The sequence below is a fragment of the Micromonospora sp. CPCC 206061 genome (assembly GCF_036906915.1).
Taxonomy (GTDB): domain Bacteria; phylum Actinomycetota; class Actinomycetes; order Mycobacteriales; family Micromonosporaceae; genus Phytohabitans.
The window spans coordinates 18,593-42,153 of record NZ_JBAKHX010000060.1 but is presented as its reverse complement, the minus strand read 5'-3'; the positions used below and the strand labels follow the sequence as shown (position 1 = coordinate 42,153).

The 23,561-nt window shown below is 70.8% G+C and carries 25 protein-coding genes, 2 tRNA genes and 1 pseudogene; 9 read left to right on the top strand and 19 right to left on the bottom strand.

The features are described 5' to 3' along the window. Nucleotides 1-105: 105 nt before the first annotated feature. From V6V89_RS29925 to V6V89_RS29905, 4 genes are all read left to right on the top strand, one after another. Nucleotides 106-2,199 (top strand): RNA degradosome polyphosphate kinase, encoded by a 2,094-nt coding sequence (locus V6V89_RS29925; protein ID WP_442935245.1) that lies wholly within the window; start codon nucleotides 106-108, stop codon nucleotides 2,197-2,199. Nucleotides 2,200-2,208: 9 nt separating this feature from the next. Beyond that, on the top strand, nucleotides 2,209-3,738 hold the full coding sequence (locus V6V89_RS29920; protein WP_334622830.1) for a CYTH and CHAD domain-containing protein: 1,530 nt from the start codon (nucleotides 2,209-2,211) through the stop codon (nucleotides 3,736-3,738). Continuing rightward, nucleotides 3,726-4,619 (top strand): NUDIX hydrolase, encoded by an 894-nt coding sequence (locus V6V89_RS29915; protein WP_334622829.1) that lies wholly within the window; start codon nucleotides 3,726-3,728, stop codon nucleotides 4,617-4,619. Before V6V89_RS29920 ends, V6V89_RS29915 begins: the two co-directional genes overlap by 13 nt. Before the next feature lie 487 nt (nucleotides 4,620-5,106). Then, the gene (locus V6V89_RS29905; protein ID WP_334622828.1) at nucleotides 5,107-5,337 is read left to right on the top strand and encodes a hypothetical protein; all 231 of its coding nucleotides are present in this window, start codon (nucleotides 5,107-5,109) and stop codon (nucleotides 5,335-5,337) included. Between the two features lie 75 nt (nucleotides 5,338-5,412). Here the strand turns inward: V6V89_RS29905 and V6V89_RS29900 are convergent. From V6V89_RS29900 to leuC, 3 genes and pseudogenes are all read right to left on the bottom strand, one after another. Continuing rightward, nucleotides 5,413-5,931: pseudogene (locus tag V6V89_RS29900) on the bottom strand (HU family DNA-binding protein); the annotation flags it as partial. Nucleotides 5,932-6,107: 176 nt separating this feature from the next. Then, complete coding sequence (gene leuD / locus V6V89_RS29895) at nucleotides 6,108-6,707, bottom strand: 3-isopropylmalate dehydratase small subunit (RefSeq protein WP_334622826.1); 600 nt, start codon at nucleotides 6,705-6,707, stop codon at nucleotides 6,108-6,110. 11 nt (nucleotides 6,708-6,718) lie between these two features. Then, nucleotides 6,719-8,167 carry a 3-isopropylmalate dehydratase large subunit gene (gene leuC / locus V6V89_RS29890; protein WP_334622825.1) on the bottom strand — a complete coding sequence of 483 codons (1,449 nt, stop codon included), beginning with the start codon at nucleotides 8,165-8,167 and terminating at the stop codon, nucleotides 6,719-6,721. Nucleotides 8,168-8,216: 49 nt separating this feature from the next. Here leuC and V6V89_RS29885 point away from each other — a divergent pair, with 49 nt between their 5' ends. Then, the gene (locus V6V89_RS29885) at nucleotides 8,217-8,903 is read left to right on the top strand and encodes an IclR family transcriptional regulator (RefSeq protein WP_281893256.1); all 687 of its coding nucleotides are present in this window, start codon (nucleotides 8,217-8,219) and stop codon (nucleotides 8,901-8,903) included. Nucleotides 8,904-9,698: 795 nt separating this feature from the next. On the opposite strand, the gene V6V89_RS29880 is transcribed toward V6V89_RS29885, so the two are convergent. The 3 genes from V6V89_RS29880 to V6V89_RS29870 form a co-directional block, all read right to left on the bottom strand. Next, nucleotides 9,699-9,771: transfer RNA gene (locus V6V89_RS29880), tRNA-Glu, on the bottom strand. Between the two features lie 82 nt (nucleotides 9,772-9,853). Further along, nucleotides 9,854-9,925: transfer RNA gene (locus tag V6V89_RS29875), tRNA-Gln, on the bottom strand. Between the two features lie 77 nt (nucleotides 9,926-10,002). Beyond that, nucleotides 10,003-10,779 carry a fumarylacetoacetate hydrolase family protein gene (locus V6V89_RS29870; protein WP_334622824.1) on the bottom strand — a complete coding sequence of 259 codons (777 nt, stop codon included), beginning with the start codon at nucleotides 10,777-10,779 and terminating at the stop codon, nucleotides 10,003-10,005. Between the two features lie 22 nt (nucleotides 10,780-10,801). Between V6V89_RS29870 and V6V89_RS29865 the strand changes: the two genes are divergently transcribed. Then, nucleotides 10,802-11,659, top strand: coding sequence for a 3-methyladenine DNA glycosylase (locus V6V89_RS29865; RefSeq protein ID WP_334622823.1), 858 nt, complete (start codon nucleotides 10,802-10,804; stop codon nucleotides 11,657-11,659). Here the strand turns inward: V6V89_RS29865 and arfB are convergent. Genes arfB through V6V89_RS29820 form a run of 9 tightly spaced genes read right to left on the bottom strand, consistent with a single transcriptional unit; the run spans nucleotide 11,634 to nucleotide 18,722 of the window. Next, nucleotides 11,634-12,050, bottom strand: coding sequence for an alternative ribosome rescue aminoacyl-tRNA hydrolase ArfB (gene arfB / locus V6V89_RS29860; RefSeq protein WP_334622822.1), 417 nt, complete (start codon nucleotides 12,048-12,050; stop codon nucleotides 11,634-11,636). The two genes, V6V89_RS29865 and arfB, sit on opposite strands and share 26 nt — an antisense overlap. 4 nt (nucleotides 12,051-12,054) lie before the next feature. After that, nucleotides 12,055-12,717 (bottom strand): DUF1345 domain-containing protein, encoded by a 663-nt coding sequence (locus tag V6V89_RS29855; protein ID WP_334622821.1) that lies wholly within the window; start codon nucleotides 12,715-12,717, stop codon nucleotides 12,055-12,057. Between the two features lie 18 nt (nucleotides 12,718-12,735). Beyond that, entirely contained in the window at nucleotides 12,736-13,920 is a 1,185-nt protein-coding gene (locus V6V89_RS29850) for a sensor histidine kinase (RefSeq protein WP_334622819.1), read from the bottom strand. After that, nucleotides 13,917-14,597 (bottom strand): response regulator transcription factor, encoded by a 681-nt coding sequence (locus V6V89_RS29845; RefSeq protein WP_334622818.1) that lies wholly within the window; start codon nucleotides 14,595-14,597, stop codon nucleotides 13,917-13,919. Before V6V89_RS29845 ends, V6V89_RS29850 begins: the two co-directional genes overlap by 4 nt. 9 nt (nucleotides 14,598-14,606) lie before the next feature. Next, nucleotides 14,607-15,473 carry a S1C family serine protease gene (locus V6V89_RS29840; RefSeq protein WP_334622817.1) on the bottom strand — a complete coding sequence of 289 codons (867 nt, stop codon included), beginning with the start codon at nucleotides 15,471-15,473 and terminating at the stop codon, nucleotides 14,607-14,609. A 14-nt stretch (nucleotides 15,474-15,487) separates the two neighbouring features. Then, entirely contained in the window at nucleotides 15,488-16,447 is a 960-nt protein-coding gene (locus tag V6V89_RS29835) for a VWA domain-containing protein (RefSeq protein ID WP_334622816.1), read from the bottom strand. 52 nt (nucleotides 16,448-16,499) lie between these two features. Continuing rightward, nucleotides 16,500-17,468, bottom strand: coding sequence for a DUF58 domain-containing protein (locus tag V6V89_RS29830; protein ID WP_334622815.1), 969 nt, complete (start codon nucleotides 17,466-17,468; stop codon nucleotides 16,500-16,502). A 49-nt stretch (nucleotides 17,469-17,517) separates the two neighbouring features. Next, the gene (locus V6V89_RS29825; protein ID WP_442935244.1) at nucleotides 17,518-18,534 is read right to left on the bottom strand and encodes an AAA family ATPase; all 1,017 of its coding nucleotides are present in this window, start codon (nucleotides 18,532-18,534) and stop codon (nucleotides 17,518-17,520) included. Continuing rightward, on the bottom strand, nucleotides 18,531-18,722 hold the full coding sequence (locus V6V89_RS29820; RefSeq protein WP_334622814.1) for a hypothetical protein: 192 nt from the start codon (nucleotides 18,720-18,722) through the stop codon (nucleotides 18,531-18,533). Before V6V89_RS29820 ends, V6V89_RS29825 begins: the two co-directional genes overlap by 4 nt. A gap of 207 nt (nucleotides 18,723-18,929) precedes the next feature. Between V6V89_RS29820 and V6V89_RS29815 the strand changes: the two genes are divergently transcribed. Beyond that, nucleotides 18,930-20,048: a CapA family protein gene (locus V6V89_RS29815; RefSeq protein ID WP_334622813.1), complete on the top strand. Its 1,119-nt coding sequence runs from the start codon at nucleotides 18,930-18,932 to the stop codon at nucleotides 20,046-20,048. On the opposite strand, the gene V6V89_RS29810 is transcribed toward V6V89_RS29815, so the two are convergent. Further along, nucleotides 20,034-20,918, bottom strand: a complete 885-nt coding sequence (locus V6V89_RS29810; RefSeq protein WP_334622812.1) for a hypothetical protein — start codon at nucleotides 20,916-20,918, stop codon at nucleotides 20,034-20,036. The two genes, V6V89_RS29815 and V6V89_RS29810, sit on opposite strands and share 15 nt — an antisense overlap. Nucleotides 20,919-21,047: 129 nt before the next feature. Between V6V89_RS29810 and V6V89_RS29805 the strand changes: the two genes are divergently transcribed. Further along, nucleotides 21,048-21,764 carry a carbonic anhydrase gene (locus V6V89_RS29805; protein ID WP_334622811.1) on the top strand — a complete coding sequence of 239 codons (717 nt, stop codon included), beginning with the start codon at nucleotides 21,048-21,050 and terminating at the stop codon, nucleotides 21,762-21,764. 18 nt (nucleotides 21,765-21,782) lie between these two features. Further along, the gene (locus V6V89_RS29800; protein ID WP_334622809.1) at nucleotides 21,783-22,400 is read left to right on the top strand and encodes an MBL fold metallo-hydrolase; all 618 of its coding nucleotides are present in this window, start codon (nucleotides 21,783-21,785) and stop codon (nucleotides 22,398-22,400) included. On the opposite strand, the gene V6V89_RS29795 is transcribed toward V6V89_RS29800, so the two are convergent. Genes V6V89_RS29795 through V6V89_RS29785 form a run of 3 tightly spaced genes read right to left on the bottom strand, consistent with a single transcriptional unit; the run spans nucleotide 22,397 to nucleotide 23,550 of the window. Beyond that, nucleotides 22,397-22,897 (bottom strand): DUF456 domain-containing protein, encoded by a 501-nt coding sequence (locus tag V6V89_RS29795; RefSeq protein WP_334622808.1) that lies wholly within the window; start codon nucleotides 22,895-22,897, stop codon nucleotides 22,397-22,399. The genes V6V89_RS29800 and V6V89_RS29795 overlap by 4 nt on opposite strands. 17 nt (nucleotides 22,898-22,914) lie before the next feature. Continuing rightward, nucleotides 22,915-23,334: a TIGR03668 family PPOX class F420-dependent oxidoreductase gene (locus V6V89_RS29790; protein ID WP_334622807.1), complete on the bottom strand. Its 420-nt coding sequence runs from the start codon at nucleotides 23,332-23,334 to the stop codon at nucleotides 22,915-22,917. A 3-nt stretch (nucleotides 23,335-23,337) separates the two neighbouring features. Further along, nucleotides 23,338-23,550 carry a hypothetical protein gene (locus V6V89_RS29785; protein ID WP_334622806.1) on the bottom strand — a complete coding sequence of 71 codons (213 nt, stop codon included), beginning with the start codon at nucleotides 23,548-23,550 and terminating at the stop codon, nucleotides 23,338-23,340. Nucleotides 23,551-23,561 lie beyond the last annotated feature (11 nt).

The following is a 23,561-nucleotide window of genomic DNA, read 5'->3' as shown; positions in this document are numbered from 1 at the left end:
CCAGCCCGACGCACGCCGCAGCAGCGCCGAGCCACGGCCTCCCCTGAGCCACAGCGCGGGCCCGACGGGCGATTCGTTCGCGCGGACGAGGGCACCACAGAAACCATGGACGAAAGCCCCGACGAGGCCGACATGCTTCCCGAAGACCGGTTTCTGAACCGCGAGCTGTCCTGGCTGGACTTCAACGCGCGGGTGCTCGCGCTGGCCGAGGATCCAGACACCCCGCTGCTGGAACGCGCCAAGTTTCTCGCCATCTTCGCCAGCAACCTCGACGAGTTCTACATGGTGCGGGTCGCCGGCCTCAAGCGGCGCCTCCAGGCCGGCCTGCCGGTGCGCGGCGGCGATCAGCTCCCACTGCGCACCCAGTTGGAGCTGATCGGAGAACGCACTGCGCACCTCGTCGCGCGCCACTCCGCCTGCTTCGCCGACGAGGTGATGCCGAAGCTCGCCGCGGAAGACATCCAGTTCATGCGGTGGCACGAGCTCGAAGTGCCTGAGCAGGAACGGCTGCGCATCTACTTCCGTGAGGTCGTGTTCCCCGTCCTCACGCCGCTCGCGGTCGACGTGGCGCACCCGTTCCCCTACATCTCCAGCCGATCGCTCAACCTCGCCGTGGCCGTACGCGACCCCGACGGCGGCCCCGAACTGTTCGCCCGGGTCAAGGTCCCCAACAACGTGCCGCGCTTCGTGGTGGTGGAGAGCAGCGGCCGGCGATACCGGTTCCTGCCGATCGAAGAGCTCATCTCCAACCACTTGAGCCAGCTCTTCTCGGGCATGCAGGTGGTCGAGTGCCACCTCTTCCGCGTCACCCGCAACGCCGACTTCGAGGTCGACGAGGACCGCGACGAAGACCTGCTCCAGGCCCTCGAGCGCGAGCTGGCGCAGCGCCGCTTCGGCCCGCCGGTGCGGCTGGAGGTCGCGTCGTCGATCTCCGACCAGATGCTCGACAAACTCGTACACGAGCTCGACATGGACAGCCACGACGTGCTGCGTGTGCCGAGCCTGCTCGACCTGTCGTCGCTGTGGCAGGTGTACGGGGAGGTCGACCGGCCCACGCTCAAGGAGCGGCCGTTCGTGCCCGCCACCCACCCGCGCTTCGTCGAGGGCGAGGTGCCGCGAAGCGTCTTCGCGACCCTGCGAGACGGCGACGTGCTCGTGCACCACCCGTACCACTCGTTCTCGACGAGCGTGCAGCGCTTCATCGAGCAGGCCGCCGCCGACCCGAACGTCCTCGCCATCAAGCAGACCCTGTACCGCACCAGCGGCGACTCCCCGATCGTCGACGCGCTCGTCGAGGCGGCCGCCGCGGGCAAACAGGTGGTGGTGCTGGTCGAGGTCAAGGCCCGCTTCGACGAGCAGGCCAACATCGGCTGGGCACGCACCCTGGAGCGCGCCGGCTGCCACGTCGTGTACGGCCTCGTGGGCCTCAAGACGCACTGCAAGACCGCGCTCGTGGTGCGCCAGGAGGGCAACCAGATCCGGCGGTACTGCCACATCGGCACCGGCAACTACCACCCGAAGACCGCCAGGCTGTACGAGGACTACGGGATGCTCACGGCCGACCCCGAGGTGGGCGCCGACGTCACCGACCTGTTCAACGTACTCACCGGCTACAGCCGGCAGACCGCGTACCGGCGACTGCTGGCCGCGCCGCACGGCGTGCGCAGCGGCATCATCGAACGGATCGAGCGCGAAATCGAACACACCCGGGCCGGTGGGCAGGGCCTGGTGCAGATCAAGGTGAACTCGCTCGTCGACGAGGGCGTCACCGACGCGCTGTACCGTGCCTCCCAGGCCGGCGTGCAAGTCGACCTCATGATCCGGGGCATGTGCACGCTGCGGCCGGGCGTACCAGGGCTGTCCGACAACATCCGCGTGCGGTCGATCCTCGGCCGGTTCCTTGAGCACTCCCGGGTCTTCCGCTTCGGCAACAACGGATCCACGGAATTCTGGATCGGCTCGGCAGACCTCATGCACCGCAACCTCGACCGCCGCGTCGAGGCGCTGGTGCAGGTCACCGATCCGGAGGCGCGCGCCGAACTCGACAGGGTCCTGGCCCTCTCGATGAGCGACGAGACCGAGTCGTTCGAGCTGCACCCGGACGGCACCTGGACGCGCCGCCGGTCGTCCGACAACCAGCCTCTCGTCAATCTCCAGGAGGCGTTGCTCCGGCGCATTGTCGGCGTCTCCGGTAAGTAGGCTGACCAGATGCTGGAGGAGGAACGCAAATACGAGGTGGACGTCCGGTTCAGGGTGCCGGACCTGTCCGACTGCCTGCCCGCGGGCGGCCAGGTGGTAGAGCAGTCGCCGGTCACGCTGACCGCGACGTACTACGACACGCCCGACCTGCGCCTCGCTCGGGCGGGTGTGTCATTGCGGCACCGCCGCGGCGATGCCGAGCCGTGGACGGTCAAGCTGCCGGCCGACGCGCCCGGCATACGGCACGAGATTTCCCGGGGCGGTGACCCTGGCACCCCGCCGGCCGATCTGGTCGCGCTCGTGACCGCGTACACGCGCGGCGCTGAGCTGGTCGCGGCCGCCGTCGTGCGCACGGTGCGGCGGGCGTACGACCTGCGGGACGACGACGGTCAGACGTTGGCGGAGCTGGCCGACGACGCGGTGTCGGTGCTCGACGGCCGCCGGGTGCGCCTGAAGTTCCGCGAGATCGAGGTGGAGCGCAAGGCGGGCGGGCGCAAGCTCCTCGACCGGGTCGACGAGGCACTGTGCGACGCGGGCGCGGTCGCCGGCGGGTTCGTGCCGAAGAACATCCGCGCGCTCGGCGAGACCGCCACGGCACCCCCTGATCTCGTGGCGCCGACCGACCTGCGGCGCAAGCCAAGCGCCGGTGATGTGGTGACCGCGGCGATCCGCCGGGGCGCCGGCCGCCTTCTCGCGCACGACCCGCTGGTGCGCCTGCGCGCACCGGTAGGCGACAACGACACCGCCGTGCACCAGATGCGGGTGGGCTGCCGGCGGCTGCGCAGCGACCTGCGCACGTTCGGCCCGCTCGTCGACAAGGCGTGGGCCAAGCCGCTGCGCGACGAACTGGGCTGGATCGCGGGCGTGCTGGGCGAGGCCCGCGACGCCGAGGTGCTTCGTGCCCGGCTACGCCGCACAGCCGAGAGTGACCCGCTCAGCCCGCCGGACGAGGCAGCCATCGCCCACATCGACGAGGCGCTTGCCGCCCGGCACGAGGAGGCGCTTGCCGCGCTCGACGAGGCGCTGCGCTCCGACCGGTACGTCAAGCTGGTCGACGACCTGGTCGCGGCGACCATCGCGCCGCGGTTGACGGCGCAGGCCGAGGGCCGGGCCACCGACGTGCTGCCCCGTCTCGTGTCCCGACCGTGGCACCAGTTGGCGTACGGCGCCAAGGGTGTAGACGGCGCGGCCGACCTCGACCCGAACGCGCCCGACGAGAAGTGGCACGCGGTGCGCATCAACGGCAAGAAGGCCCGGTACGCCGTCGAGGCGGTCGCGGGCGTGCTCGGTGGCGCGGCAACTGACCTGGGCAAGGCGCTGGCCGGCGTGCAGGACCTGCTCGGCGAGCACCAGGACGCCGCCACGGCCGCGGACACCTGGCTCGACATCGCGGCCGCTTCCCCCGACGATCACGCCCTCGCGGTCACCGCCGGGCGGCTCTTCGAACGCGAGCGCGCCGCCATCCGCACGGTGCGCGCCGAGTTCCCGGAGGCGTGGCGCAAGGCCGCCAAGCCCAGGAAGACCGCTTGGCTGCCGTAGGGCTCGTCCGGGCGGCTGGCGGCGTGGTCTGGCGGCCGGTGGGAGGGCGCGTCGAGGTATGCCTGGTCCACCGGCCGCGGTACGACGATTGGTCGCTGCCCAAGGGCAAGCTCAACAGCCGCGAGCATCCGCTGGCCGCCGCCGTGCGCGAGGTCGACGAGGAGACCGGAGTACGCGGGCAGCCGCAGCTCCGCCTGCCGTCGGTGCGGTACTGGCGCAACGGCCTGCCGAAGGTCGTCGACTACTGGGCGATGCGCGCCCTCGCGGTGCCCGAGTTCGTCCCCAACACGGAGGTCGACGGGGTGCGCTGGCTGAGCCCGTCAGCCGCGACGCGCACCGTCACGTACGCGCACGACGCCCAGGTGCTGCGGCACTTCGCCGGCCTGCCACGGGTGACGTGCGTGCTGGCGCTCGTGCGGCACGCACTGGCCGGCAAGCGGGGGACCTGGTCCGGCCCGGACGCCGCCCGGCCGCTCGACGCCGCGGGCCGGGCACAGGCGCACGCCCTCGCGCCGTTGCTCGCTTTCGGGGAGCCCCGGCGGCTCGTCTCCGCGTCGGTACGCCGCTGCCGCCAGACCCTCGACCCGCTGGCCGCCCTGTCCGACCTGCCGATCGAGGTGGACTCCCGCTTTGACGAGCCGCGTCCGGGGCAGGACCCGGCGGCGGTGACGGCCGGAGCGGCGGCACGGCTGCGGGAACTGGCCAGCAGCGGCATGCCGGCCGTGGTGTGCAGCCAGGGCAAGGTCATCCCGCAGGCACTCGCCGGGCTGGCCGGTATCGGCTCGGCGAAGGCGTGGACCACACCGAAGGGCACCGGATGGCTGCTGGCTTTCGCCGGCCCGCACCTGATCGCGGCCGACCGCCTCGTTCCACAGACTTAGCCGCTCGCTCCTGAAAGGGATCAGCTCCGCGTCCTGGTGGTCGACGACCAAGCCCTGGTGCGCGACGGCTTCAGCGTCATCCTGGGCGCCCAACCGGACATCGCGGTGGTCGGGGAGGCCGGCGACGGCGAAGAGGCCGTCTCGGCGGCGCTGGCGCTGCGCCCCGGCGTGGTGCCGATGGGCGTGCGTATACCGAGGTCCTCCAACGCCTCACCGCGGCGGTCGACGCCGACATCACCGACGTGCGCGCGCAGCCCGGCGTCGCCAACATCACCACGCCCAAAGCCGCGGAAGACGACCAGCGCTCAGGTGGCAGATCACGCTCGACTCCGCCGAGGCGGCGCAGGGCACGGGTTCCTCGCACGCGTCGCGCGTGGCGTGCTGCGACGGCTCGGTGTCACAAACCTGACGGTGCCGGTGCTGGTATCCGCGATAGCGTTCGGATTCTCAGCGGACTACGAGGTGTTCCTGGTATCGCGCATCCCGCGTGCTCGTCGAGATGTTCGCCGGTTTCCTCACGGCCGGATTCGCACCGGCACAGGCGATCGGGCTCGGCCTCGTGCTGGCGGTCACGCTGGACGCCACGGTGGTACGGATGTTGCTCGCGCCGGCGACCATGATGCTCCTGAACCGGTACAACCGGTGGACGCCGGAACCGTTGCGGCGCGCGCACACCCGCATCGGCTTGCGGGAAGAGGAGCACGTACTCGTTGGCTAGACAGTCGTTGGGCAGACGCGAAGAGGGGCACCCGGGTGGGCGCCCCTCTTCGTGCGTACCGTTGTGTCAGCGGCGCGGCGCGGTCTTCTTCGCCGGCGCCTTCTTGGCGGGGGCCTTCTTCGCGGCCGCCGTCGCACGCGCGGTGGTGGTCTTCGCCGCGCGGGTGGTCTTGGCTGCGGTCGCCTTCTTGGCGGCCGGAGCGGCCTTCTTGGTCGCCGTCGCCTTTGCGGGCGCGGCCTTCTTCGTAGCCGTCGTCGCCTTGGCGGCGGCCGACTTCGTGGCACCGGTGGTCTTCTTGGCGGCAGCGGCCTTCGGCACCCGGCCGCTGGCCACCATCTCCTTGAAGCCAGCGCCGGCGCGGAACGCCGGAACCGACGTCTTCTTCACCTTCACCGCTTCACCGGTGCGTGGGTTGCGGGCTGTTCGGGCACCGCGGACACGCTTCTCGAAGACACCGAAACCAGTGATGGCCACCCGGTCGCCCTTGGTGACCGCCTGCTGGACCTCCGCGAGAACCGCGTCCAGCGCCGCCGTCGCCGCCTTCTTGTCCCCCAAGCGGGCGGCGAGCGCCTCGATGAGCTCGGCCTTGTTCACGACTTCCCTCCCGTACCTAGCTTTTGGACTCAACGCGAGCCATTCTGCGCGCACGGTATGCCCTTTGACCACTAGATACAAACATCCGCAGAAAAAAAGTCGTTGTGTCGTAACGGATTCGCCCCTGCCGGATGATCCGGCAGGGGCGAAAACGGCTAGAGCACTACACCCAGCGGCTAGCCGACCACTGGCAGGAACGGCAGCCTGCGCTCCTCGTAAGCGGTGATGGCGTCCTCGTTCCTGAGCGTCAGTCCAATGTCATCAAGCCCCTCGAGCAGGCGCCAGCGGCTGAAATCGTCGAGGGGGAAGGACCAAACGGCTGTGCTGGCCGGGAGTTCGGCGCGCACCTCGCGAGCCGTCAGGTCGACCGTCACCTGTGCGGTTGGGTCGCTCTCGACCAGATCCCACAGGGCTTCCACCGCCTTCAGCTCCAACTCCACCGGCAGCAGGCCCTCCTTCAGGGCGTTGCCGCGGAAGATGTCGCCGAAGCGCGGCGCGATGACCGCGCGGAAACCGTAGTCCCGCAGGGCCCAGACGGCGTGCTCGCGCGACGAGCCGGTGCCGAACTCGGTGCCCGCCACGAGGATCGAGGCACCCGCGAACGCCGGGTTGTTGAACACGAAAGCCGGATCTTCCCGCCACGCGCTGAAGAGCCCGTCGGCGAACCCGGTGCGGGTCACCCGCTTCAGGTACACCGCCGGGATGATCTGGTCGGTATCCACGTTGGACCGGCGCAGCGGGATCGCTGTGCCGGTGTGCACGGTGAACTTCTCCATGTCTGTCAGCCTCAGTTCAGGTCGGCGGGAGCGGCGAGGTGGCCCAGCACGGCGGTGGCAGCGGCCACCGTCGGCGACACCAGATGGGTACGCCCGCCGCGGCCCTGGCGGCCCTCGAAGTTGCGGTTGGAGGTCGACGCCGAACGCTCGCCCGGCTTGAGGGTGTCGGGGTTCATGCCAAGACACATGGAGCAGCCGGCGAACCGCCACTCGGCGCCCGCGTCCCTGAAGACCTTGTCGAGTCCTTCCTGCTCGGCCGCTTCGCGCACCACGGCGGAACCGGGCACGACGAGCATGCGTACCCCGTCGGCGACATGGTGGCCCCGCAACACTTCCGCGGCCGCGCGCAGATCTTCCAGCCGGCCGTTGGTGCACGAGCCCACGAACACCACGTCCACCTCGATGTCGCGCAGCGCGGTGCCGGGCTGGAGATCCATGTACTGCAGCGCGCGCTCGGCGGCGGCCCGCTCGCCCTCGTCGACGATCTCCTCCGGGTTCGGCACGCGACCGTTGAGCGCAGCGCCCTGGCCCGGATTCGTACCCCACGTCACGAACGGGCTTATCTGCGTAGCGTCGAGGATGACCTCAGTGTCGAATGTGGCGCCATCGTCGGTCGTGAGACCGCGCCAGTACTCCACCGCGGCGTCCCACGCCTCACCCTTGGGCGCGTGCTCGCGACCCTTCAGGTACGCGAACGTGGTCTCGTCCGGCGCGATCATGCCGGCCTTGGCACCCCACTCGATGGACATGTTGCAGATGGTCATCCGGCCCTCCATGGAGAGCTTGCGGATGGCCTCGCCGCGGTACTCCACGATGTGGCCGCGCCCGCCACCGGTGCCCACCTGTGCGATGAGGGCGAGCACGAGGTCCTTCGCGGTCACGCCCGGGCCCAGCTCGCCGGTCACCGTCACGGCCATCATCTTCGGCCGGGACTGCGGCAGCGTCTGCGTCGCCAGCACGTGCTCGACCTCGCTGGTGCCGATGCCGAACGCGAGCGCGCCGAAAGCGCCGTGCGTGGAGGTGTGTGAATCGCCGCACACGATGGTCAGACCAGGCTGGGTGAGCCCCAGCTGCGGCCCGATCACGTGCACGATCCCCTGCTGCTCGTGACCCAACGAGTGCAGCTTGACCCCGAACTCGGCGCAGTTGCGGCGCAGCGTCTCGATCTGCGTCCGCGACGTCGGGTCGGCGATCGTCAGCAGGTCGCCCCGGCGGCTGTTGAAAGCCGGGTCGGCGTATCCCGTCGGCGTGTTGTGATCCTCGGTCGCGAGCGTCAGGTCCGTGCGCCGCACCTGGCGCCCCGCCATCCGCAGGCCGTCGAACGCCTGCGGGCTGGTCACCTCGTGCAGCAGGTGAAGGTCGATGAACAACAGATCCGGCTCGCCCTCGGCAGATCGCACCACGTGGGCGTCCCAGACCTTCTCGGCCAGGGTCCTTGGTTTGGCAGTGTCTCCCACCATCTGGACATCCTAAATTCTGGGAGGTATGTTTCGGCTTGTGGGACACAGTATGAGCGGTGTCGGCGTTCTCGACAAGGCGGTGGTCATCCTCGCGGCCTGCGTAGATGGCGCGAGCCTGGCCGAATTGGTGGACCGGACGAAGCTTCCGCGAGCCACCGCACACCGCCTGGCACAGGCTCTTGAGATCCACCGAATGCTGGTACGGGACACCCAGGGACGGTGGCGTCCGGGCCCGCGCCTCGGTGAGCTTGCCAACGCCGCACCCGACGTCCTGCTGACCGCCGCCGAGCCGCTTCTCGCCGCACTGCGGGACGCCACGGGCGAAAGCGCCCAGTTGTACCTGCGTCGCGCCGACGAACGCGTCTGCGTGGCCGCCGCCGAACGCGCGAGCGGCCTGCGCGACACCGTTCCCGTCGGCTCGGTACTGCCCATGACCGCCGGCTCCGCCGCGCAGATCCTGCTCGCGTGGGAGCCGCCGGAGGCCGTGATGCCGCTGCTCCCCCGCTGCAAGTTCACCGGCCGCACACTGGCCGAGGTGCGGCGGCGTGGTTGGGCGCAAAGCGTTGCCGAGCGCGAGCCCGGTGTGGCAAGCGTCTCCGCCCCGATCCGCGACCGGACAGGCCGGGTGATCGCCTCGGTAAGCGTCTCCGGCCCCATCGAACGCCTCGGCCGCCGCCCCGGCGACCGCCACGCCATGGCGGTAGTAAGAGCCGGCCAACGCCTAAGCGGCCTCTAACTCCGCCCCGCATCGCCCACCCCGCATCGCGCCCACCCCACCCCGCCGCACCGCACGCCGCATCGCCCGCGTGGCCCGCACCGCCCGCGTCGCGGCGCGGCGCGCCGTCTCCCCCGTCGATCAAGGGCGAACGCACGTGGTTGGATCTCTTTTCCACGTGCGTTCGCCCTTGATCGATGCGAACGCCCTTGATCGACGGTCCCTACGCCTCACACGCTGCGTCGCGCCATTGCCCGCCTCACACGCTGCGTCGCGCCATTGCCCGCCTCACACGCTGCGTCGCGCCATTGCCCGCCTCACACGCTGCGTCGCGCCATTGCCCGCCTCACACGCTGCGTCGCGCCATTGCCCGCCTCACACGCTGCGTCGCGCCATTGCCCGCCTCACACGCTGCGTCGCGCCATTGCTTGCGCACCGTCGGGTTAGGCCGCCGCGCGGACGCGAGCCGACACGGCCGCGCCACTGCGCGCGAGTCCCGCATTGCGCACCAGGCGGAGCGCCGCAGGGTGGCCGCCGACGGCGCCGCAGCGTCCGCCGATCAAGGAGATCTGCATGGATCAAGGGCAAACGCACGCGGAAAAGAGATCCAACCACGTGCATTTGCCCTTGATCGACGGAGAGGGCGCGAGGTCCGCGCGGCGTCGCGACCCCCGGCGCGGGCGCGCGGCGCAAGCGAGCGCGCGGCAACCCGCGCATGGCAACCACGTGGGCGCGACACAACCGCGGTGCAGGCCTGGGGTATCACGAGCCGGCTAACACAAAGGGCCCGCAGCTGCGCTGCGGGCCTTGCGTCTGTAGCCCCGATGGGATTCGAACCCACGCTACCGCCTTGAGAGGGCGGCGTCCTAGGCCGCTAGACGACGGGGCCAGGACTTTCCTTGTCGCCCTTGCGAGCAACGGTGCTGAACTCTACCAGAGACCAGCTCCGGCGCCTTCGCAGGCGCCGGCCGCTGGGGTACCAGGACTCGAACCTAGACTAACTGAACCAGAATCAGTTGGGCTGCCAATTACCCCATACCCCAATGTGGCACGAACCGTGAGGACCGCGCCGCTCACGAACTTTACCCGACCGTCCGAAGCCCGCCAAATCGGCTCGCACTCAGTCGAGCGCGAGCACCGGGTTGGCCAGCTCGCCGATGCCCTCGATCCGCACGGTCACCGTGTCGCCGGCCGTCAGGGGGCTGACGCCGGCCGGTGTGCCGGTGAGCAGGACGTCGCCGGGCAGCAGGGTCATGACGTGCGACACGTACGAGATGAGGGTCGGCACGTCGAAGACCATGTCTTTGGTGCGGCCGAGTTGGCGGACCTCCTCGCCGACCTCGCACCGCACCTCGAGGTCGCTGACGTCGAGGTCGGTGACGATCCAGGGGCCCAACGGGCAGAACGAGTCGAAGCCCTTGGCGCGGGTCCACTGGCCGTCGGTGCGCTGCAGGTCGCGGGCGGTCACGTCGTTGGCGCAGGCGTACCCGAAAATGGCCCGCTCTGCCCCGGCGCGGTCGACGCGCCTCGCACCCGGCGGGCCGATGATGACCGCGAGCTCGGCCTCGTGCTCGACCTGCTTCGACTGTGGCGGCAGCTTGACCGCGTCGCGTGGGCCGACCACGGAGGTCGACGGCTTGAGGAAGATCAGCGGCTCTTTGGGCACCTCGGCGCCGTGTTCCGCGGCGTGGTCGGCGTAGTTGCGCCCCACGCACACCACCTTGCTCGGCAGGATCGGTGAGAGGAGGCGCACGTCGGCGAGGGCCCACCGCTCGCCGGTGAACGAGATCTGCCCGAACGGGTGTCCGTCGATGCCGGCGACGGTCAGGCCGCCCGCGTCGCCTTCGACGATTCCGAAGGACATCCCACCAGCGTGAACGAAACGAGCGATACGCACAGCCTCAACCTACCCTGGGGCCGTGAGGTACCTGGACGCGACGCAGTGGCGCGCGAGGCGGGCGGCGCACGAGCGCCGGGTCGACGCCTGGCTGGCTCCGCATCTGGCGCGCCGGCAGGCGGGGGTGAAGCACCCTGTCGAGGACTTCCTGTTCACGTACTACTCGTTCCGGCCCGCGCAGCTGCGGCGGTGGCATCCGGGCGCCGGCGTGGTGCTGCGGGACGGTCTGCCTGACCGCGACTACGTCGCGGTCGACGGCGGCGTGACGTTGGACACGGCAGCCGCCGCGAAACGCTCACTGGAATGGATCCACACGCTCCTTTCGCGTACCGCCTCGCGGCCGCCCCAGTTCGGCTGCTTCGGCATGCACGAGTGGGCCATGGTGTACCGGACGGACAGCGTGCGCCACGACCAGGTGAGCCTGCGGCTGTCTCCCGCGCAGACCGACCGGGTGGTCGAGGAGAACCGGGTGCGGTGCAGCCACTTCGACGCGTTCCGGTTCTTCACGCCGGCCGCCCGCCCGATCAACCTGCTCCAGCCCACCCGCGAATCGCAGCACGACAACGAGCAGCCGGGCTGCCTGCACGCCAACATGGATCTCTACAAGTGGGCGTACAAGCTGTCTCCGCTGGTGCCGAGCGAGCTGGTGGCGGACGCGTTCGCGCTGGCGCGAGACATCCGGGCGCTGGACATGCGGGCCAGCCCGTACGACCTCGCGGATCTGGGCTACGCGCCGGTGCGGGTGGAGACGCCGGAGGGCAGGGCCGAGTACGCGGCCGCACAACGCGCCTTCGCGGTGCGTGCCGCCCCGATCCGGGAGCGGCTGATCGAGGCGGTCAGTCCACTGACAAAGGTCAGTCCACTCGCCGGTTCCGTTTGATCTCGGAGCGGCGGCGTTTCTCGTCGAGGCGCCGCTGCTTGGCCGCGCGGCTCGGCTTGGTTGGCCGGCGCGCGGGTGGCGGCGGCGCGATGGCCTCGCGGAGCAGGGCCGCCAGTCGGGCCTGAGCGGCCTCCCGGTTGCGCAGCTGCGACCGGTGCTCTGAGGCGGCGATCGTGATGATGCCGTCGATGAGCCGGCCGGCGAGCCGTTCCAGCGCCCGTTCGCGCAGTCGCTCCGGCAACGCTTGCGACGACGCGAGGTCGTACGACAGTTCCACGCGCGAGTCGGTGGTGTTCACGCCCTGCCCACCGGGCCCGCTGGAACGCGAGAACCGCCAGCTCAGTTCGGCCTCCGGGATCGTGATCCCGGTCCGGATCGTCAGGTCCGCCACGCACCTAGTTAAGCGCGTTCACCGCGCGGGCGATGACCAGGATGACGATGAGGAAGGACACGCACGACTGCACCATCATCGCCACCTTGGCCCAGCGGGCCAGCGGAAGCGTGTCTGTGGGGCTGAACGCCGTCGAGTTGGTGAACGCCAGGTACAGGTAGTCGATGAAGACCGGGCGCCATTCGGAGTGCGCCAGGTCGTCCAGGGTCATCTGGGGAAACAGGAAGTCGGGGTGCACGCGCCGGGCGTTCGCACGCGAGGCCGGGCCGCCGCGGTCGAGCAGCCAGTACCAGAGGGCGAACACCATCATGTTGGTGAGCCAGATGACGGCGCCGCTCAGCAGCACCTCGCTCGGTTTGCCGGCGTCACCACCGCGGGCCAGCACGACGACGAGCCGGGCGGTGGACCACACGACGGCCACGGTGGCGACCGCGACCAGCGCCAGGCTGGCGAAGTGCAGCGCCGACGACTCGCGGTCCATGCGAAACGGGTTGACCGCGAGCAGTCCGAGCAGGAGCGCCAGCTCGATGACGGGCAGCAGCCAACGCGGGTCGAACGCGAGCTGCTGCGGCGTCAGCCATTGCAGGGCGATGGCCGCCGCGATGGCGAACGCCACCGGCCAGCGGTGCTCAGCCTGGTGTGGGCGCCGCCACGCGGGTTGGGTCACCTATCCATTGTGGTCCGACTACAGCGGAGAAACAGCAGGTGGCGGCGTGTCGTCGGTGCGGTCGGTGGCTGGCAGCCACAGGACGAACGTGCTCCCGACGCCCAGCGACGAGAACACCGCCACGTGACCGCCGTGCGATTCGGTGATTTGCCGCACGATCGCGAGGCCCAGTCCGGTGCGCCGGTCGAGCTGGGAGCCGGCGCGCCAGAACCGGTCGAACACCCGCGCGTGATCGTCGGGCGCGATACCCGGGCCCTGGTCGGCCACGCCCACCCACAGCCACCCGCCGGCCCGCCCAGCCCCAACCGTCACCCTGCCCCCGCCCGGTGACAGCCGCACCGCGTTCGACAGCAGGTTGCCCACTGAGCGGCGGAGCGCGTCGTGGTCGCCGATCAGCCACAGGTCCGACTGACGCACGCTGTACTCGATAACGACCGCACGCTCGGCGGCGATGGCGGTGAAGTCCTCGCCCGCCTCGCGGGCGACCGCCCCCAGCTCCACGTCGCTGTCGGCGAGGGCGTCCGCGTTGCGGCGCGCGGTGGCGAGCAGGTCCTCGACGAGCCGTGTCATCCGCGTGGTGGCCCGGTCGATCACGGCGACGGCCCGCGCCCGCTCGGCGTCGGTGGCGTCCGGGGCGTCCATGAGCGACGCGTCGAGGTTGGCCCGAATGATCGCCAGCGGGCTGCGCAGCTCGTGCGAGGCGTCGTCGATGAGCTGGCGCTGCGCCTGGAACGCGCCGTCGAGGCGGTCGAGCATCGAGTCGATGGTGTCGCCGAGTTCGCGTAGCTCGTCGCGGTACCCGTCGAGCCGGATGCGCCGCGACAGGTCGGTGGCCTGGATCTCCCGTGCGGTGCGGGCGATCGCGCCCACCGGCCGCAGGGCACGCCCGGACAGCACCCACCCGATGCCGAGGCTGGCGAGGAAGAGCCCGCCCATCGCGATCAGCGAGTAGTTGCGCAGCGTCTCCAGGGTACTGAAGTTGACCGCGGACTCGATCTCGTCGACCTCGGCGACCGTCATCGTGCCGACGGTGCGGCCGTGCTTGACGATGTCTGCCTCGTACTCCTTCGTGATCGGCTTCGGGTCGGTGGCGCGCTCGACGGCCACGTAGGTCACCGCGAGCCCGGCACCGGCCAGCGCGAACAGCAGTGTGGAGTACAGCACGGTGAGCCGGAACCTGATGGACTGTACGAAGCGCTTCATGCTGTCTCCCGCAGGCGGTACCCGCGTCCAACCACCGTTTCGATGGCCTCGCCGCCGAGCTTGCGCCGCAGCGTACCCACGGTCACCCGCACGGTCTGCGTGAACGGGTCGGCGTTTTCGTCCCAGACGTGCTCCAGCAGTTCCTCGGCGGAGACCACGTGCCCGGGGCGGGTCATCAGGTACTCCAGCACCCCGAACTCCTTCGGCGTCAGGTGCAGCGGCGCGCCGTCCCGGCTGGCCTCGTGCCGTGACACGTCGAGCTGGAGCGGCCCGACGCGCAACACAGCGGTGCCGCCGTTGGTGTCGCGCCGCAGCAGCGCCCGTACCCGGGCCAGCAGCTCCGCCAGCGCGAACGGCTTGACGAGGTAGTCGTCGGCGCCCTCGTCGAGCCCTCGAACCCGGTCGTGCAGCGCGCCACGCGCGGTGAGCATCAGCACGCGCAGCTCCGCGCCGCCCTCGACGGGTACCTCGCCGTGGCGGATGGCGCGGCAGACGTCGAATCCGTTCGCGTCTGGCAGGTTGATGTCGAGCAGCATCAGGTCGTACCCGTTGACGCCCAGCCGCTCGTACGCCTGCGCCGCGTCCATGGCGACGTCGACCGCGTACCCGGCGCGGACCAGGCCGAGGCGCAGGGCCTCGGCCAGGTCCTCCTCGTCCTCTACCACCAGTAGCCGCATGTCAGAACGCTAACCGCCGTCGCGGATGATCCGCTCAGCCGCCTGCTGGGCGCGCTCGATCGGGATCGCGAAACCGATGCCGATGTTCCCGCTGCCCTCCAGCGTGGCGATCGCCGTGTTGACGCCGATCACCTCGCCTTGGGCGTTGACGAGCGGTCCGCCCGAGTTGCCCGGGTTGATGGACGCGTCGGTCTGGATGGCGCTCTGCCGGGCCCCGGTGTCGCCGAGCCGTACCCGCCGGTCGAGCGCGCTGACAATGCCGGCGGTGACGGTGCCGGAGAGGCCGAGCGGCGACCCGACGGCGAGCACTGGTTCGCCGACGTCGGTGGCGCCCGCCTGGACGAGCGCGAGCGGTCGCAGGGCGCTTGTCGGTGTGACCCGGAGCACCGCGATGTCGCTGTCCGGGTCGCGCCCGACCACCTCGGCCGGCAACCGCCGCCCGTCCTGCCCGACGACGCTCACGTTGCCGCCGCCCGCCACCACATGGTTGTTGGTGATGATGTGCCCCTGGTCGTCGACCACGAACCCGGATCCGCCGGCGTTGCCGACCCGGACGGAGACCACGCCGGGCAGGGCGATGGCCGCGGCGCCGACCAGATCACTGGGCACGGCATTGGATGTGGGCGGCGCCGTGGACGCGCCTGCCGCCTCCGGCGGCGGCGGAGGATCGGCCACCCACCCGCCGGCGACGGCTCCGGACGCCGCCGACACCCCCACCAGCGCGAGGCCCGCGAGCAACATGCGGGGCCATCGGGTACCGCCTGCCGGCGGCGCGTCGACCGGTGCCGTGGCTGGGCGGGGCACGGCCCACGGGTCCAGCTCCGGGGAGATGAACCCGGGGCCGCGCGGGTGCCCGAGTCCTTGTGGCGCAGTCATCTGACGTCCCTCCATCATGGAATCCGCGCGAACCAGAACATCGACGCGGCCGCCGCCAGCAGAGCGAGGATCAGGCCGAGACCGATGAACCGGGCCGACACGTCCTGCCGCTCGGTGGTGAAGCCGACCGAGCTGCCGATGTCCTCGTATACGGCGCGCAACTCGTCGTTGCTGGCCGCCTCGTGGTACCCGCCGCCGGTTTCCTGCGCGACGGCCTGGAGCGTCTCGCCGTCCACCGGCACAGACAGCGAGCGGCCACCGCCCTGGATGACGCCGGACGCCGTACCGAACGCGATCGTGTCGACCGGCACCCCGGCGGCCACCAGGTCGGCGGACGCCTCCCCGGGGTCGCGCCCGGCGGTGTTGGCGCCGTCGGAGAGCAGCACCACCCGTGCCGGCGGCGTGTCTTCGGCGGCCTCCGCGTCGACTGTCTGGATGCTCTGCAGCGCCGTCGTCATGGCGTCGCCGATCGCCGTGCCCTGCCGGCCGGTGCCGCCCTGGTCGAGGCGGTCGATGCCGGCATCGAGGGCGGCACGGTCGGTGGTCGGCGCCACGTACACGGACGCGTCGCCCGCGAACGCGACCAGCCCGACGTTGAACTCCTCCGGCAGCCCGTCGACGAACTCCAGCGCCGCCTCCTTGGCCGCACCGAGGCGGTCCGGCGACACGTCGGTGGCGAGCATCGACATCGACACGTCCACCGCCACGACCACGGTGGCCCGCTCGCGTGGCACCTTCACCTCGTCGGTCGGCCGGGCGAACCCGACCACGAGCAGCGCCATCATCGCCAGGAACAGGCTGGCCGGCACGTGCCGGCGCCAGCCCGGACGCTTTGGCGCCACCCGGTCGAGCAGGCGCAGGTTGGTGAAGCGCACCGCGTACCGGCTGCGCCGCCGTTGCATGACCAGGTACCCGGCGGCGAGCAGCGCCACCCCGAGCAGCAGCCACAGCCGTATCGGACTTTCGAAACTCATGCGGGGCCCCCGCGGATTTGTGGAGCGTAGCGGAGCAAATTCGTGGGGTGGTTCACGCTGCACCTCCCGGTTGTCGGGCCGCCATGGCGAGGCGGCGCTGGGCGTACACGTGCCGGACGATGTCCGCGACCCAGTCGCGGTCGGTGCACAGCGGCAGGTGGTGCGCGCCGGTGCGGCGCAGCGATCGCCGCACGATGTCGCGCTGAGCCGTGGCCGCGGCCTGGTACTTCTCGCGCAGCCGCCGGCTGCTGGTCGATACCTCGCGCCGCTGCCCGCTCTCCGGGTCGACCAGCGTGATGAGGCCGACGTCCGGCAGTTCCAGCTCGCGCGGGTCGGTTACTTCGACCGCCAACACCTGGTGCCGGACGGCGAGCCGTCGCAGGTCGGCCTCCCACTCCGGGCGGTCATCGCGGTCGTTCTCCGGCAGTCCGTCCAGGAAGTCGGACACCACGACCACAAGGCCCCGCCGCGGCGCCGACCGTGCCAGACCCGCGAGCGCCTCACCCAACGCGTGGGGTTGCGCTCCGGCTGCCGCCCTGGGTACCGCCAAGAGCGTGCGCAGCAGTCCGAGCAGGTGCGTGCGTCCGGTCCTTGCCGGGTACCGCCGCACGCCGTCCATGCCCAGCACGTGCGCGCCGAGCCGGTTGCCGGCGCCCGCGGTGAGGAAGCCCACCGCTGCCGTCGCGGCGACCGCCAGCTCCCGCTTCTCCACGTCGGCCGTGCCGAAGTCCATGCTGGGCGTGGCGTCGACGAGCAGCCAGGTGGTCAGCTCCCGGTCGGCGTCGACCTCACGCACGTGCGGCACGGCGGTCCGGGCGGTGACCGCCCAATCCATCCGCCGCACCTCGTCCTCGCCCGGCCGGTACTCCCGGCTGCCGGCCAGTTCGCTGCCCGCGCCCGGTAGCAGGCCGAGGTACTGGCCGTGCAGCAGCCCATCGAGGCGCCGGGTGATGGTCAGCTCCAGCCGCCGCAGCCGGCGCTCCGGCGCGAGCTGATGAACTGTGGCGTATCCCTCGTTCATGCGGGGTCCCCCCGGAAGGGTGAGCGCGGCGAGCGCTTTCGTGGGGTGCTCATGCCGCTTGTTCCGCCTGGTGGGGGGCGATCTGCGGCGGCGGCACCGCCTCGACCAGCCGGCGCACCACGTCTTCCTGCACCACGCCGTCGGCCACCGCGTCGAACGACAGCACCAGCCGGTGCGCCAGCACGTCGACGGCGAGGTCGGTGATGTCGTTCGGCAGCACGTACTCCCGGCCCCGCAACAGCGCCAGCGCGCGTGCGGCTGCCACCAGGCCGAGCGTGGCCCGCGGGCTCGCGCCGTACGCGAGGCGGGACTTGAGGTCACCCGCGCCGAACCGAGCAGGATCACGCGTCGCAACGACAAGCCGCACCACGTACTCGGCGAGCGCGTGGTGCACGAACACACCGCGGGCCAGTTCCTGCAGCACGGTGAGGCGCTGCGGGTTGAGCACCGTGCGCGGTTCCGGCCGCGAGGTGCCCATCCGGTACAGGATGCCCAGCTCCTCCTCGTCCGTCGGGTAGCCCACGACGATCTTCATGAGGAACCGGTCGCGCTGCGCCTCCGGAAGCTGGTACACGCCCTCGGACTCGATCGGGTTCTGGGTCGCGAGCACCAGGAACGGATCAGGCACCGGGTACGAGCGGCCACCGATGGAGACCTGGCGCTCGGCCATCGCCTCCAGCAAGGCCGACTGCACCTTCGCCGGCGCCCGGTTGATCTCGTCCGCCAGTACCAGGTTGGCCATGATCGGCCCTAGCTCGACGTCGAAGTTCTCCTTCGACGCACGGTATATCCGGGTGCCGACGATGTCGGACGGCACCAGGTCGGGCGTGAACTGGATCCGGTTGAACGTGCCGCCAACCGCGGTCGCGAGGGTCTGCGCGGCGAGCGTCTTCGCCACTCCCGGTACGCCCTCCAGCAGGCAGTGGCCGTCGGCGAGCAGGGCGGTCATCAGCCGTTCGACGAGCCTGTCCTGCCCGACGATGACCCGTTTCACTTCGAAGAGCGCCTGCTCCAGCAGGACGTGTGGCGCCGGCGCTTCGGTTTCGGTGGTGGTCGGTGCGCTCACAGGCTCTCCTCAGACGGCGCGTTCCCGGTGCCGCCGTTCTTCTCTGGACAGTCCTCGTAGACGATCCGCACGTTGGCGTCGTCGCCACGGTTGGCCTCGCTGGCGTACGCAGCACCGCCCGCGATCACCGCGGCGGCCGCCGCGCCGGCGAAGCTGAGCGCGACGATGGCTTTGATCCGCATGCTCATGTCCCCTTCCGCTACTGACGCCCCCCATAAGAGCAACCACCCCCGAAAGCCGGCCGAAGCATTACCTGTGCACCCGTTGTGCCCCCTCCCCCTCCCCCCTCCCCCCTCCCCCCGCCCCCCGCCACCGCCGCCGCACCCACCTCCCCGCCGATCAAGGGCAAACGCACGTGGTTCGATCTCTTTTCCACGTGCGGTTGCCCTTGATCGATGGAGATTTCCTTGATCGCGGGCGGCGGCTGGCGCCCGGTTTCGTACCCTGGGCTGGTGACGAGGGGCCGGGGACGCATCGCGGCGCTGCTTGTCGCGTTCCTGGCCGCCGGCTGTGGCGACGAGCCGTCGAAGCCCGCGCCACCCGCGCCGCCAACGTCTTCGCCAACCGTGACGCCCCCACAGCCGAGCCCTACGCCGCCACCGGAGATCACCCTCGCGTTCGGCGGCGACGTGCACTTCACCGGCCGCACGGCGCGGCTGCTACGCGAGCCCGCAACGGCCTTCGGCGCCACCATCCCGCTGCTGTCCAGTGCGGACCTCGCGATCGTCAACCTGGAGACGGCGGTCACCACGCGCGGCCGGCCAGAGCCGAAGCAGTACCACTTCCGCGCGCCCACGAGCACCTACGCCGCTCTGCGTGGAGCGGGCATCGACGCGGTCTCGCTGGCCAACAACCACGCGCTCGACTATGGACAGGTCGGCCTGCTGGACACATTGGACAGCGCGAAACGCGCGACCTATCCGGTCTTCGGCGCCGGGCGCAATACGACCGAGGCGCACCAGCCGTGGATCACCAACGTGCGCGGCGTGCGGGTGGCGGTGCTGGGGTTCAGCCAGATCCGGATGCTCGCGTCGACCTGGGCCGCGCGCGACGACCGGCCCGGCATCGCGATGGCGTGGAACGTCCAGCGTGCCGTCGCGGCGGTAGCGGCCGCCCGGCGCGACGCCGATCTCGTGATCGTGTTCAACCACTGGGGGCAGGAGGGCAACGAATGCCCTACCTCCGACCAGAAACGGTTCGCCGGGAAGCTCGCCGCGGCGGGCGCCGACATCGTCGTCGGCACGCACGCGCACACGCTCCAGGGCGACGGCTGGCTCGGCGAGACGTATGTGGCGTACGGGCTGGGCAACTTCCTCTGGTACGGCAACTCGGCCAGTACGCAGACAGGGGTGCTGCGGCTGACGGTGCGAGGGCGGCAGGTGGTGCGAAACGAGCTGGTGCCCGCCGTCGTGTCCAGCAGCGGGCAGCCGGTGCCGCTGACCGGGGCGGCCGCCAAGCGCCAGCGTGACCGCTTCGCCGACCTGCGCCGGTGCACCGGCCTATCCGGTCGCTGACGCCACCTGGTCGATCCCGACGCCGCTGACGAGCAGGCGCTCCTTGTTGTTGCCGAGCAGGCGCCGCGTCCAGTCGACGAAGCCGCCGTCGGCGACCTCCACGCCACCCTCGACGTACACCTTGTAGGTGAGGCCGGTGTAGTAGCCGCTGTTGCCTTCCACCGCCTCGTAGGGCAGTTCCGCTGCCAGCGCGGCGAACCGCGGGTCGAGCACCCGCACCCGCACGTCGATCTCACGCGCGCCGGCGGCTCGCAGAGCCTCCACAAGGTACGCCAGGTGCTCGGCGATGTGTGTCCGCTCGAACACCAGATCGCCGGTGTCCCGCCCTCCGGATACCAGTCCCAGCAACGAAAAGTGCGCGCTCGCCCCCTCGAACCGCTGCGCGCGCAGCACCCGCTGGAACGCCGCGAGCCGCACGGCGGTACCCGATCTGGCGTTTTCGCGCAGCAGTGCCTGGCGGCGGCGCGCGACCTCCAACGCGAGGCCGTTTGTGGGGTCCGCCGCGACCTCAGTGCCCCTGATGGTCGTGACGACCTTGTTCTGGTCCACAGTGGCCACCGCCGAGTGGGTGCCGAGCGGCGCGACCGGCGCCAGCGTCACCATCTCCACGTCACCGGACAGTGTGGACAACAGAGCGTCCTCCACCCGGCGCAGGTTGCGGAACGCTGTCCGGCCCAGTTCCGTGAAGCGATCTTCGGTGTACCGCCGGAGCACCTGTGCCGGGGACCGCGCCGATGCCCGGCGCCGCATGACGGCGAGTAGGAGCGTCGTCAGCTCAGCGCCGGAGAGCTTGCCGCCCAGCAGGTCGAGGACGGCTGGGCCGCCGGCCCGATGGAGTAAGGAGTCGAAGGCCATTCCTATCGCTACCACCGGCGGATGGGTGCTCGCTAACACTTTCCCGGCGATGTGTGTGCTACGTCGCAAGCCCTTCCCTCCTCTGCCAGGGCGGGAGGACCATCTCCGGCGGACCTGAGCGGTTCTCAACCCTAGGAGACATCCGTGCAGCACAGAGCTGTGCAGCGACGGGCCTTGCTCGCCGCCAGCGGTCTGGTCGCAGGAGCCGTCGGGCTGGCTGCCCGCCCGACTGCCGCATCCGCCGCCACCGCCACCGCCACCGAACCCATCCCCGAGACCGCGGCCGCCGCCATCCACCGGCTGCTGTCGGGCAACCATCGCTTCATCACGGGCCACTCCCGCCATCCCCACCAGTCCCTCCAGCGCCTGCACGAGCTCGCCGCCGGCCAGGACCCGTTCGTCATCACGCTGGGCTGCGCCGACTCCCGCGTGTCGCCGGAGGTGCTCTTCGACCAGGGCCTCGGCGACATCTTCGACAACCGGGTGGCCGGCAACATCGTCGACGACCTGCTCTTCGGCAGCATCGAGTACGCGGTCGAGCACTTCGCGCCGCCGCTGCTGCTCGTGCTCGGCCACGAGCGGTGCGGCGCTGTTTCGGCGACCGTCGAGGCGATCGAGAGCGGCGGCACAGCCCCCGGTCACATCGGTGCGATCGTCGAGGCGCTCCGGCCGATCGTCACGCCCGTTCTGGATCAGAGCGGCGACAAGGTCGAAAACTCCGTCGTGGCGAACATCAAGGCCCAGGCACGGGCGCTGGTGGACGGCAGCGACATCGTGCGGGAAAAGGTCGAGGCCGGCGAGCTGGCCGTGGTCGGCGCCCGGTACGACCTCGACACGGGGAAGGTCACGCTCGTTCGCTGAGGCGCTAGGGTCGAACCTATGCGTTTGATCAAGTACACACACGCCTGTGTGCGCCTAGAGCGCGACGGCGGCCAGCTGCTGATCGACCCTGGCACGTGGTCGGAAGACGAGGCGTTCGTCGATGCCTCAGCGGTGCTCGTCACGCACGAGCACGCCGACCACATCGACGCCGACCGGCTGGCCGCCGCGCGCTCGACGAACCCGTCGCTGCCCGTGTACGCGCCAGCGGCGGTCGCGGAGCAACTCGACGGCGTCACCGCGGTCTCGCCCGGCGACACGTTCGAGGCGGCGGGATACCAGGTACGCGTGGTCGGCGGTGCGCATGCCGAGATCTTCGAGGGCCTGCCCGGCTGCGCCAATGTCGGCTATGTCATCGACGGCGTCTACCACCCCGGTGACTCGGTCTTCGTGCCCGACGTACCCGTGGAGACGCTGCTCGTGCCCACGTCCGCGCCGTGGCTCAAGCTCGCCGAGGCGCTGGAATTCGTCCGTGCGGTCAAGCCTCGGCGGGCGTTCTCGATCCACGACGCGATGCTGAGCGAGCGCGGCGAGCAGAACGTCGACCGGTGGCTCGACATGAAGGGCGGCACCGAGTACGCGCGCATCCCCGTCGGGGAGTCGGTGACGCTCGCCTAGACCGTCGCCAGGCCGATCAGCCAGGCGCCGGCGATGCCGAGCGCGGCGCACAGCTCGATCACCATGCTGAGGCCGACCGCCTTGAGCGCGTGCTTCGTCGACGGCCACGCCTGCCCCGAGTCGCCGAGCCGGGCCCGTTCGGCGAGCCACACGCCGAGCACGAAACCGGCGATCAGGCCGACGAGCGGCACGAGGAAGAAGCCGGCCAGCCCCAGCGCGCCGCCGGCGAGCAGGGTGGTGTTGGGCACGCCGGCACGTTTCAGCTTGCGCCCCGGCCACAGGTACTTGACCAGCGTGCCGGCGAACGCGAGCAGCGTGGCGAACGCCAGCACCACCCACTTGCCCCAGCCGCCCTCGCCGAGCACCGCCCAGGCGAGCACGCCGGCCCAGCACAGCAGCAGGCCCGGCAGGACCGGCACGATGACGCCGGCGATGCCAACGACGATGGCCAGGCCGGCCAGCACTGTCACCGTCGAGTCGGTATCGCCGAGGTCCACGCGGGTATTTTCCCCTGTTACGGCCAGCCGCGCCAACGGTGCACAGCGACCTCCAGGACCGGCCCGTCCACGTCGACCTCGCCGTACTGCCGATACTTGGCGCGCAGCAGCCGCACCGCGTGCGCCACCGTGGCGGGCGCCTCGTGGACCACGGCAAGCCCGTCCGCGCGTACCCACCAGAGGGCCGACCAGTCCTCGTCCCAGTGCTGGACGAGCAGGCCCACCGCCGGGTTGGTGCGCACGTTGGCGTACCGGCGCAGCGCGCCACCCCGCTTGGGCTTGGCGTCCGTGGCCGTCCACAGTGTGTCGCCCTCGACGGCGAAGACGACCGGCACGAGATTCGGCGCGTGGTGCGGTGGTGCGCCACCGCTGCTCACCGTGGCGAGTGTCGCCACGCGTGCGGCGGCGAACCGTTGCCGTGCCTCGGTCTCGTCCATGGCTCACTTCACCGCGTCGGCCAGCCGGTCGACTTCGTCCACTGAGGCCACTGTCGGGATGAACATCAGCTCGGTCTGCTCGGGTGAAGAGCCCGATGCGAGACGGTCGATCGGGGCGAGGGCGCTAAGTCGCGCTCCTCCGCGCGGCGTGCCCAGTCGACGAGGGCGGGTCCGGGGATGTGCCGGGGCGTTCGGAAGGCCGATGCCGAGCTTCATGCTTTGGACCG